The sequence below is a fragment of the Leptospira alexanderi serovar Manhao 3 str. L 60 genome (assembly GCF_000243815.2).
Lineage (GTDB): Bacteria > Spirochaetota > Leptospiria > Leptospirales > Leptospiraceae > Leptospira > Leptospira alexanderi.
On record NZ_AHMT02000015.1, the window covers coordinates 132,501 to 142,500 of the forward strand.

Annotated in this window: 11 protein-coding genes and 1 pseudogene (2 of these 12 only partly in view); 10 read left to right on the forward strand and 2 right to left on the reverse strand. The window is 41.4% G+C overall.

The genetic code is table 11. The annotated features are described in order from the left end of the window. A pseudogene (locus LEP1GSC062_RS25460) lies at positions 1-267 on the forward strand (Fic family protein) (its annotated part extends 162 nt beyond the left edge of the window); the annotation flags it as partial. A gap of 659 nt (positions 268-926) precedes the next feature. On the opposite strand, the gene LEP1GSC062_RS04475 reads toward LEP1GSC062_RS25460, so the two are convergent. Then, positions 927-1,115 (reverse strand): hypothetical protein, encoded by a 189-nt coding sequence (locus tag LEP1GSC062_RS04475; protein ID WP_010578510.1) that lies wholly within the window; start codon positions 1,113-1,115, stop codon positions 927-929. A 3-nt stretch (positions 1,116-1,118) separates the two neighbouring features. Continuing rightward, positions 1,119-2,210 (reverse strand): glutamine-hydrolyzing carbamoyl-phosphate synthase small subunit, encoded by a 1,092-nt coding sequence (gene carA, locus LEP1GSC062_RS04480; protein WP_010578509.1) that lies wholly within the window; start codon positions 2,208-2,210, stop codon positions 1,119-1,121. Between the two features lie 325 nt (positions 2,211-2,535). Between carA and thrS the strand changes: the two genes are divergently transcribed. The 9 genes from thrS to LEP1GSC062_RS04530 form a co-directional block, all read left to right on the forward strand. Further along, positions 2,536-4,455, forward strand: a complete 1,920-nt coding sequence (gene thrS, locus LEP1GSC062_RS04490; RefSeq protein ID WP_010578508.1) for a threonine--tRNA ligase — start codon at positions 2,536-2,538, stop codon at positions 4,453-4,455. Positions 4,456-4,936: 481 nt separating this feature from the next. Then, positions 4,937-5,476: a translation initiation factor IF-3 gene (gene infC / locus LEP1GSC062_RS04495; protein WP_020983568.1), complete on the forward strand. Its 540-nt coding sequence runs from the start codon at positions 4,937-4,939 to the stop codon at positions 5,474-5,476. A gap of 31 nt (positions 5,477-5,507) precedes the next feature. Continuing rightward, positions 5,508-5,711, forward strand: a complete 204-nt coding sequence (gene rpmI / locus LEP1GSC062_RS04500; protein WP_002765180.1) for a 50S ribosomal protein L35 — start codon at positions 5,508-5,510, stop codon at positions 5,709-5,711. Beyond that, complete coding sequence (gene rplT / locus LEP1GSC062_RS04505; protein WP_002726297.1) at positions 5,711-6,064, forward strand: 50S ribosomal protein L20; 354 nt, start codon at positions 5,711-5,713, stop codon at positions 6,062-6,064. The genes rpmI and rplT overlap by 1 nt, the downstream gene beginning before the upstream one ends. 81 nt (positions 6,065-6,145) lie before the next feature. Then, a complete protein-coding gene (locus LEP1GSC062_RS04510) occupies positions 6,146-6,775 on the forward strand; it encodes a coiled-coil domain-containing protein (RefSeq protein WP_020983557.1) in 630 nt (209 codons plus the stop codon). A 10-nt stretch (positions 6,776-6,785) separates the two neighbouring features. Next, positions 6,786-7,097: a cell division protein ZapA gene (locus tag LEP1GSC062_RS04515; RefSeq protein ID WP_020983516.1), complete on the forward strand. Its 312-nt coding sequence runs from the start codon at positions 6,786-6,788 to the stop codon at positions 7,095-7,097. A gap of 40 nt (positions 7,098-7,137) precedes the next feature. Continuing rightward, positions 7,138-7,668: a 5-formyltetrahydrofolate cyclo-ligase gene (locus LEP1GSC062_RS04520; RefSeq protein WP_020983560.1), complete on the forward strand. Its 531-nt coding sequence runs from the start codon at positions 7,138-7,140 to the stop codon at positions 7,666-7,668. A 492-nt stretch (positions 7,669-8,160) separates the two neighbouring features. Continuing rightward, positions 8,161-8,658 carry a chemotaxis protein CheW gene (locus tag LEP1GSC062_RS04525; protein WP_002760767.1) on the forward strand — a complete coding sequence of 166 codons (498 nt, stop codon included), beginning with the start codon at positions 8,161-8,163 and terminating at the stop codon, positions 8,656-8,658. Further along, positions 8,658-10,000: the beginning of a chemotaxis protein CheW gene (locus LEP1GSC062_RS04530; protein ID WP_020983559.1), read on the forward strand. 1,873 nt of this gene lie beyond the right edge of the window; the window shows 1,343 of its 3,216 coding nt (coding positions 1-1,343); the start codon lies at positions 8,658-8,660; its stop codon lies beyond the right edge, outside the window. The genes LEP1GSC062_RS04525 and LEP1GSC062_RS04530 overlap by 1 nt, the downstream gene beginning before the upstream one ends.

Sequence of the window (10,000 nt, forward strand, 5' to 3'; positions counted from 1 at the left end):
GGCGGAGATTTAACTCATTTCATAAATTACGCGTTACAAGGTTTTAAAGATGGTTTGCAGGAAGTTTTTAACATTGTTAGTCAAAATCAAATTGAATTAGTTTGGAAAAATTATGTGAATGAAATTTTTAAAACAAGCAATTATTCTGGAAAATCAAACTCGGTAAATAATCGAAGGTTGGCTTTAATTCTCTCTATCGATATAGAATCCGAATATGTTTTAGAAGAAATATCCGAAACAAACGATATTTTACAACTTCAATATTTAACGTGAGTTCGGCCTAAGAAAGTTTGGGCGAATCAGAAACTAAAGTGCAACGACTCCCTATGGGTCGTCGCAGCTCGCGAATTTCATAGATAAAATGGCTCGCGACCGCGCTTTAACTCAATGTTGCTGCCTACGATCGCAACATAATGCTCCAATTCCTTCGGAATTTAAACTCAATGTTGCTTCCTATGGGCGCAACATAATAATCGCTTTCGCATTTTGTTATACCGAACTCACGTTATTTAAGAAAATCAAAACGAACACTACAGCGAGACGTTGAAGCTTTGCTAGATATGAAGCTTGTCGTTAAGACTCAAGACGAAAAGTATAAAACAAATGTTCAAATTCTAATTGGTTCCTTGGCGGCATCCGTTAGAGGTCGGGACATTATTTGATTCTTTCCGAAACGATTGATTCCAACCAATATTCGATCCAGAAATATTGAGTTACCAAATTATTGAAATATCGAATTTATTTGCAGCCCGCTCGCTTTGTTCACAAAAAACTTTGCGAGCGAATCGTCCGAGGGAATGAAAGAAAACGGATTCTTTTAAAAAAGAGAATCGAAGAAGCACAGGAAAACGGAATTCGATACGTCGTTTTACAGGTTTCTCGCACGCACTCTACGAAAGGATCGGGTTCGATCCTTTGGAACTTGCTTAAAGCAATCCGGTTTTTCTTGCGATCGCGTAGAAGTTTAGCCCGTAACCGATACCGAGGAAATTTTTAGGAGGAAAAAGATCGTCGGTTTCCGGATTCCAAAGGTCTTTGACGAGGGCCTCTATAGAAAAATCTTTTCCAATTGGAAGGCCGAGAATTCTATCGGGAAGTTGCGGAAAATTTGTCATCGACTATAACCCTCTTTTTGTAGTTTCAACAAGATTGTAAAATTTCTTAAATAAATATCTTGAGTCGTTCGGACCGGGAGCGCTTTCCGGGTGGTACTGAACGGTTAGTAGAGGATAACCCGATTTCAAAATTCCTTCGACGCTGTCGTCGTTTAAATTTAAAAACGAAACCGGTTCGTTTGGATTTGAGTCGTCGATCACCGCAAAGCCGTGGTTTTGTGAAGTGATTTCTACCTGACCGGTCTCCAGATTTTTTACGGGTTGGTTACCGCCTCGATGGCCGAATTTCATTTTCTCCGTTTTCTTTCCTAAGGAGAGCCCGATGATTTGATGGCCGAGGCAGATTCCAAAAAGCGGATATCCTTTTTCCATGATCTTTTTTGTTGCCGCAATCGCGTAACCCAATGGCGCCGGATCTCCGGGTCCATTGGAAAGAAAGAATGCATCTGTCCCTTCTTTCATAATTTCGTCTGCGGAAGTTTCAGCAGGATACACCGTCACAGCAAAACCGCTTGAGTCCAACAAACGGAGAATGTTTGTTTTTACTCCGTAATCGTACACTGCAAGTTTGAATTTTTTACCGGTATGAGTTCCAAAAATATATTTGGTGGACGTAGTAACGACCTTTGCAAGATCGGCGTTGATGATTCCCGGAAAGGATTTTACCTTCTCCAAAAATTTAGGAGAGTATTCTTGAGCCACGAAGATTCCACCGTTCGGGGAACCGTTTGTTCGAATGTAACGTGTCAGTTTTCTCGTGTCGATACCTTGGATGGCGGGAATTTTATATTCCTTCAGAAACTGGGAAAGAGTTTTCCGGGACATGAAGTTGGAAGGGCGGTCCACATATTCTTTTACGATCAGCCCGCTTGCTTGAATTTTGGAAGATTCCATATTGTCCGGATGAATTCCATAATTCCCAATCATCGGATAAGTGAGAGTGATAATCTGGTTGCAATAGGAAGGATCCGTTAGGATCTCTTGGTAACCCGCCATGGAAGTATTGAAAACAACTTCTCCGACAGATTCGCTTTCATAACCGAAGGATTCTCCTTCTAAGATTATGCCGTTGTCGAGAACCAAGAACGCTTTCATCTTCTGCAAAGATGATGAGGTGGTGGCTATAGTCAACACTAAACGGAGGGTAAAAAGCGGACAAAATTCCAACAAAGAGGAATGGGCGTGATTCGAATCGTCGCAGGTTTTTCTCTGACCAATACAAATCGATTGAAAAATCCGTTCGATTTTTGCGAATGGAAAGGGAAAACCAATTTCACTCCTGAAATAGAATCTGAATTTGATGAGTCGTTTTCAAGAATCGGTCGATTTTAGATTTCGAAACCAATCGTTGCAATGCTTTGAGTTTATAGCCGAATTCTTTCTAACAGGAAAAAATAGAATCTTAGGATAAGTCGTGAATATGTATCAGCTGACACTGCCGGACAAATCAGTAAAAAAAGTCGCACTAGGCTTCACTTATCGAGACTTCATCGAAAAAGAGTTACCCTTTTTAAAAAACAAAGCCCTTGCCGTACGACTGAACGGAACGGAAATTCTAGACTTATCCCGAACGGTGGAAGCCGATGCAAACATAGAAGTATTGACCTATTCCGAAAAGGCGGGTTGGGAGACATTTCAACATTCCGCGGCGCATTTACTAGGAATGGCGGTTCAGAATTTATATAAGAATGCAAATCTCACCGTAGGTCCGGTGATCGAAAACGGTCCGGGATTTTTTTATTACGACATTGATTTCGGAGGAACCGTAATCACTCCGGAGGATTTTCCAAAAATCGAAGCAGAGATGGAAAGGATCGTAAAAGCGGACTACACGGTTTGGAGAAAGGTCGTATCAAAAAAAGAAGCGATTTCAACGTTCCAAAAACTCGGAGAAAAGTATAAGATCGAAATCATAGACGGAATTCCGGGCGAGGAAGTTTCCATTTACGGAATGGGAGAATGGTTTGATCTTTGTAGAGGACCGCATGTTCCGAGTTCTGGAATATTAAAATCTTTTAAACTAACTGCGATTTCGGGAGCATACTGGAAGGCGGATAAAAACAACGCGATGCTCACTCGAATCTATGGAATCGCTTTTCCTACCAAGAGAGAACTGGATCAGCATCTTTTTCAGATCGAAGAGGCGAAGAAGAGAGATCACAGAAAGATTGGGAAGGAAATGGATTTGTTTTCCTTTCAAAAGGAAGGTCCCGGTTTTCCGTTTTGGCATCCGAAAGGAACCATTCTTTGGAATTCCCTCGCGGACTACTTACGATCGGAGTGTAACAAAAGAGGTTATCAGGAAATCAAAACTCCGGCGGTTCTTTCTTCCGAACTTTGGAAAAAATCCGGCCATTGGGATAACTTTCACGAAAACATGTATTTTACGGACATAGACGAAGAGGATTACGCTCTTAAGCCGATGAATTGTCCGGGATGTTCCCTGATCTACAAACATCATTTGCATTCTTATCGGGAACTTCCTTTGCGTTTTGCGGAGTTTGGAAGCGTTCACCGTCACGAGTTGCACGGAGTGCTTCACGGACTTTTCCGAGTCAGAGCGTTTACACAAGACGATTCTCATATCTACGCGCCTTTGGATCATCTGGAATCCGAGGTGATGGATATCATCGACTTTACGTTTACCGTATATAAGAAATTTGGATTTAACGAATTCAAAACATTCATTGCGACACGTCCCGAAAAATCGCAAGGACGAGACGAGGACTGGGAGTTTGCGACAAATACCTTAAAACAATCTCTTGAGAAAAAAGGAATCCCTTACGGAATCAAAGAAGGAGAAGGGGCGTTCTACGGACCGAAGATAGAATTCAATATTAAGGATTCGATCGGGAGACTTTGGCAGTGCGGAACGATCCAAGTGGATTTTTCCATGCCCGAGCGTTTCGATCTGGATTATACGGACAGCGACGGTCAGAAAAAAAGACCGGTTATGATCCATAGGGCTATTTATGGTTCTTTGGAGCGATTTATCGGAATTCTAATCGAACATTACGAAGGAAAATTTCCTCTTTGGATTTCACCGAATCAGATAAGAATTTTGACGATTACCGAAAAGGTGACCGAATATGCAAAAGACGTTTATCGCGAGTTAGTCGATGCCGGTTTTCGCGTCGAAATGGATACCCGAAACGAAAAGATCGGAGCTAAGATCCGGGATTCTATATTAAAAAAGGCGAACTATCTTTTGATATTGGGCGAGAAGGAAATGGAATCCGGAACTCTTGCGGTCAGGATGCGAGGTCAGGAAGATACAAAGACCCTAACCCGGATCGGATTCATTTCCAATCTTCAGGAAGAAATCGAAGCGGTGGGTTAGATAAGTTGACAACTCGTTTTTAGATAGTACGGAAGTTTTCTGCCGAGGAAGACTTGAAAGAAAGAATAAAAAGAGGAACCAACACTCAGAATTAACAGAGCCGAGAAATTGGCAACAGACAGGCAGACGCTTGGCTCCGTTATTTTGATAATATCCATAGAATTAGATGTTTGAGTGAACATAGATCTTGAAATGAAACGTTCATCATTTATTAATCATCACTCTGAGAAGGTATTAGAAGTTGAAACTGATAATTAAAGACTTGTTTTCAATTGCTCGTAAGAGCAAAAGGGATTCTCGTCTTTAAAATTTATCCACTAACACGTGTAAAAGCGCTGAACTTGAAAGAATTGAGCGAATTCTTTCTTGAGGTCGATAGGTAAATCGACTTGAAATAAAGCCAGGTTCTGACGAAATAGCGTCAAAAATCGCTTGAAAACACACTTAAGGATAAAATCTTGGAAATCTAGCCGGAGAATGAATGCAGAGGAAACCGAGTCAAAAATCAGCAACGGACAAGCTTTTTAATCATAGGATCAATGAGAAAATTACAGGCGTTTCCAGGGTTCGTTTAGTGTCGGATGATGGAGTGGCGATCGTATCTTTTGAAGAAGCTCTCAGAAAAGCAAAAGAGGAAAACCTAGATCTCGTTGAAGTATCGGCGGATCAGGAATTACACGTTTGTAAGATCATCGACTACGGAAAATATAAATTTGAGCTACTTAAAAAGAACAAAGAAGCAAAGAAAAAACAACACGTAATCAATGTTAAGGAAATTAAGATTCGTCCTAGAATTGAAAGTCACGATTACGAAATAAAAAAGAAACACGCGCAAGAGTTTCTAGGAAAGGGCGATAAAGTAAAAGTAAGTCTCCGGTTCCGCGGTAGGGAGATGATGCATTCCGACCTCGGTATGAAAGTTGTTTATAGAATGATCGAGGACTTGAAAGAATACGGATCGGTGGAAAGAGATCCGGTTCAAGACGGAAAACAGATCGTAGTAATTATTAATCCGAAATAACTTCCGGAAATAGGACCTAAAGGTAGATAAGATGCCAAAGTTGAAAACGAACAGAGCCGCTGCAAAGCGTTTTAAGTTCACAAAGAACAACAAAATCAAACGTAAGAGTATGAATACCCGTCACATCTTGACCAAGAAGGGACCGAAAAGAAGGAGACGCCTCCGTGGTTTGACCTTGGTCAACAATTCTGACTGGAAATCTATCGTCAGATTAATGCCTTATGGAGTAAGATAATGCCGAGAGCTGTCAACGGAACAATCCACAAAAATAGAAGAAGAAGAGTTCTAAAAGACGCGAAAGGATTTCGCGGGGCCCGCTCTAAACTTTACAGAACGGCAAAAAGTGCGGTAATGAAAGCGGGGCAGTGGGCCTATCGTGACCGTAGAGCGAAGAAAAGAGATTTTCGTAAACTTTGGATTATTAGAATTAACGCCGCCGCAAGAGAAAATGGTTTGTCTTATTCCGTATTCATGAATTCTCTTAAGAAATTAGGGATCAACATGGATCGTAAATCTCTGGCAGAGTTGGCTTTCAACGATCGGGAAGTATTTAACGCCCTGGTTGAAAAAATCAAAGTAGCTGGATAAACATCCGACTACCAGTCGAACGCCCTGTATTTGCAGGGTTTTTTTCGTTTTCCGAGAACGTTTTTTAAGGGGGAATCAAGTATGCTCACTATGGAGACCATTGAAGAATTAGAAAGCAAGGTCATAAAAGCCCTCGAATTGATCGGTGATCTCCGCGCTGAAAATGGTCGCTTAGAATCCGAAAACGAAACTCTGAGAGCGGAAAACGACCAGATGAAATTGGCAATGGAAGAGAAGGAAAAAGAGCTTTCCACTCTCCGCGATCAACTACAAAAAACAACAAATGAACTGAACGATCTCAAGGAAAGAGAACGAAAACTGGAAGACAAGATCAACCAGCTTTTGGGAAGATTGGATTCTCTTCCTACAAGAAGTGGTGGGCCAACGGCTTCTTCGCCTTCTCCGGTGGCGACTGCATCTAATGTAGACACAGTCAAAGAAAACCTTTCCGTGGAAGATGAATTTGGTGAGGACGATGAGATCATTCTTCTTGATGAGGATGACGACGATATTTCTATCATTACCGAAGTTTCTGAAAAAGACGAAGACATCGCCGAAATTTCGGACGAAGAGGAAACTACGGAAGAATTGACCGTAGATGACGATGACGATATTATCATTGAAGACGATGAGGATGTGATCAACGTATTTGACGCCGACGAAGACGATGATTTTCTAATTATCGAGGATGAGCCTAAACCTAAACCTTGAGTTGTTTCCAATGGACCTTCACAGGGTAAAAGTCAGAATTCTCGGAGAAGAGTATACGATTCTCAGCGAAGCGGGAGAAGATTATATCTATTCCCTTGCGGACGACGTGGATCGTAAACTTAGAGAGCTCGGAACCGGAATGCCTGGGGCTTCAAAACAAAAACTCGCCATCTTAGCCGCGCTTAACTTTGCGGATGAATTGCAACAAGTGAAAGAAATCAAAGAGAAATCGCCGTCTGTTTCTATAGGAACCGGAGAGATAGAAGAGAAAACTCGTAAGCTAATTACGATGTTGGAAGAAGGAATCATCGGGGATCTTTGATTTTTCTTTTATTCAAAATTAAATCCGTTTAACAATCTCGTTGAAACTTCAGTCTAGAAACGCACTTCGAACTTTACTTACCCTTTTGGAAGAAAGGAAAAAAAAAGATCTGATTATTCTTGGATTTTTGAAAAAAATTACGGCCGACGCGCGAAAGATCATCGCCTACGTTCCCGATAAGTGGGAAGTGAAGATCGATCCGAAAGTTTTGGGTTGGACCGATTCCGGGAGAGAAATTTATTTCCCAAAAATTATGAATCAGAAATTGGAATTCATTCTTCCGGAAGCTTGGGAAAACGGTCCATTTGATGTTTTAGAACCCAAGGGAGCAAAGATCTTGAATCCTCACGAAGCTGAATGGATTATCGTGCCTGCCTTAGGTTATGATGAGTTTGGTTATCGTCTCGGACGCGGAAGGGGCTTTTATGACAGAACCCTTTGTGCGGTGGATTCGAGTAAGTTGATTGGACTTACTTACGAGGAACTTTTCCCTGCAAGTTTTCCAAAAGAAGATCACGACATAAGAGTAGGCAGAGTTATTACAGAGAAAAAAAACTATCAAATCGTCTGAAAAAACGTTAAAATATTGTCTATTTGATAGTATATCGGATCGGCTATTCACGTTGTTAGATTCGACGGCAAGAAACTCAAGTAGTGCGATTGATAATTGGGTAATAACACTAAGTCATCTGACGCTTAGGAAGTGGAAGTAGAAAGTCTAACGATACGACTTGTGGGCCACTGATTCGATTGGGATTTTGTCGGTACCGGAGTGAAATGCTTGGTTTGCAAAACAGGTAACGAATACGGATTGTGGTTTTCGAAATTTAATTTCTCGGCGTCGGGTGTGATGTAAGTTCTTAGTAGAACAAAGACGCGTGGTCGGTAATCTATGTATGGCATGTAACTTTGGTTTTATCGAAAAAAGAGTTCACTTTGGAAAAAGTGTAAGAATTTTTTAGATTTAGGAAATTCTTTCTTTCGATTGTTCTTGAAAAACAAATTGCAATCTGTTTCATAGATTGATTCTGGATTTTTTATGGAGAACCGTTAGGTAGCAATCATGGCCTCATTCGATAGTAGACATTACCTTGAATCCTTGGAAGCGGATAAGACTACGGAGTCTCAGAAGGAATATTTAACTTTTAACGTAAACGAGGAAATTTTCGGAATCGATATTCTGAAAATCCATGAGATTTTAAAACCGGTTCCAATTACAAGAATCCCGAACGGAGGCGATTATATTCTAGGGGTGATCAATCTTAGGGGAGAAATCATTCCGATAATAGATTTGAAGCAGGTTTTCGGAATCGGTTATAGCGACATCATTCCATCTACGAGGATTATCGTCGTTGTACAGGATGAAAAGCGTGCGGGGATCCTAGTGGATACGGTGAGACAGGTGGTAAAGATCCAATACGACAAAATCAATAGTAATACCACCGACGATCTTACTCTCAATTATAGTTCCTTGATAGAATCAGTCAGCCAGGCGGACGAAACGTTGATACTCAATCTAAACTTATCCGTCCTGATTAACTTTGAACGGGAGGCGATCTAATGGCTGGAATTCTAGGAGAATATACCGAACTATTCTTGGAGGAATCGGAAGATCAGATAGAAGAATTGAACATCAACCTTCTCAGACTGGAAGCCGATCATAAAAACCTTTCGATCATCAACGATATCTTTCGTGCCGCTCATTCCTTAAAAAGTTCCGCGGCCTTTGTAGGCTTATATAACCTTTCCGATCTTGCTCATAAGATGGAAAATCTTCTTCAGTTGACGAGAGACGGTAAATTGCAAGTCAAACTTCCACTCGTCAACCTTCTCTTTCAGTGTTTTGATCTAATTAAATATGTGATTCGAAGTGTGGCGGAAGGAAATAAAATCGATACCCCGTTTACGGATATGATTCAAAAACTGGATGCTTATGAGAAAGATCCTTCTTCTTTTTCGGGTGTTGCAAGTGATGCCCCGCCTGCTTCGGCTCCTGCTCCTAAATCGGAGAAAACCGCGTCCACATCGAAACCGGCGGAAACTCCGTCTCGACCGGGTGGGTTGGAAATTCATCTCGAAGTGGAAGAGGTGAGGGAACTCGAAGAAGAAATCCGTAAATCATCCGGTAAGTGTTGGAAAATTTCGGTGACTCTTGGGAAAGATTCTCCGATGAAAGGACTTCGTTTTTCCTTGATTCTTCAAAACCTGAAGAATTTGGGAGTTGTGTTTAAGTCCGTTCCCGATTTGGAAGAATTGGACAAGGGAGGAGTGGACGTGACTTCCGTCGCCTTGTTGTTCATCTCCTCCGAGTCTTTCGAACAAATTCGAACTGCGGCTAACGTAGATATGGTGGAATCTTTGGACGTTCAAGAATACGTTCCAGCCGTTCAGGAGGCGGTCGCCGCAAATTTCAAAATTGAAGATGATATGGCCGCGTCCGAGTCCAGGGTTACATTAAAAAGTATTAAAGTATCCTCTGATAAGCTGGATCAGTTGATGAACAACGTGGGCGAACTTATCATCACCAACTCCGGTTTTCAAAGAATCTATGACGATTTGATTCGGGTTTTCGGAGAAGATCAGTTGTTCAATGATCTTAAATCCAGAATTGATCTTATCAATCGGATTTCCAAAGAACTTCAATCCGGAATCATGAATATTCGTATGGTTCAAATTTCTACCGTGTTTCGGAGATTCTCCAGACTGGTGAGAGATCTTTCTTTGGAAACAGGCAAAAAAGTCAATCTAGTTCTTTCGGGAGAATCCACCGAACTAGATAAAAAAGTCATAGACGCGTTAGGCGAACCATTGCTTCATCTTATTCGTAACTCCGTGGATCACGGAATTGAAACACCGGCGGAAAGGTTAACCGCCGGAAAACCCGAAGTCGGAACATTGGAACT

Bases quoted from the DNA above. Each gene is read 5' to 3' on its own strand.
- LEP1GSC062_RS04475 (WP_010578510.1), bottom strand. From the start codon at position 1,115: ATGACAAATTTTCCGCAACTTCCCGATAGAATTCTCGGCCTTCCAATT.
- carA (WP_010578509.1), bottom strand. From the start codon at position 2,210: ATGAAAGCGTTCTTGGTTCTCGACAACGGCATAATCTTAGAAGGAGAA.
- thrS (WP_010578508.1), top strand. From the start codon at position 2,536: ATGTATCAGCTGACACTGCCGGACAAATCAGTAAAAAAAGTCGCACTA.
- infC (WP_020983568.1), top strand. From the start codon at position 4,937: ATGCAGAGGAAACCGAGTCAAAAATCAGCAACGGACAAGCTTTTTAAT.
- rpmI (WP_002765180.1), top strand. From the start codon at position 5,508: ATGCCAAAGTTGAAAACGAACAGAGCCGCTGCAAAGCGTTTTAAGTTC.
- rplT (WP_002726297.1), top strand. From the start codon at position 5,711: ATGCCGAGAGCTGTCAACGGAACAATCCACAAAAATAGAAGAAGAAGA.
- LEP1GSC062_RS04510 (WP_020983557.1), top strand. From the start codon at position 6,146: ATGCTCACTATGGAGACCATTGAAGAATTAGAAAGCAAGGTCATAAAA.
- LEP1GSC062_RS04515 (WP_020983516.1), top strand. From the start codon at position 6,786: ATGGACCTTCACAGGGTAAAAGTCAGAATTCTCGGAGAAGAGTATACG.
- LEP1GSC062_RS04525 (WP_002760767.1), top strand. From the start codon at position 8,161: ATGGCCTCATTCGATAGTAGACATTACCTTGAATCCTTGGAAGCGGAT.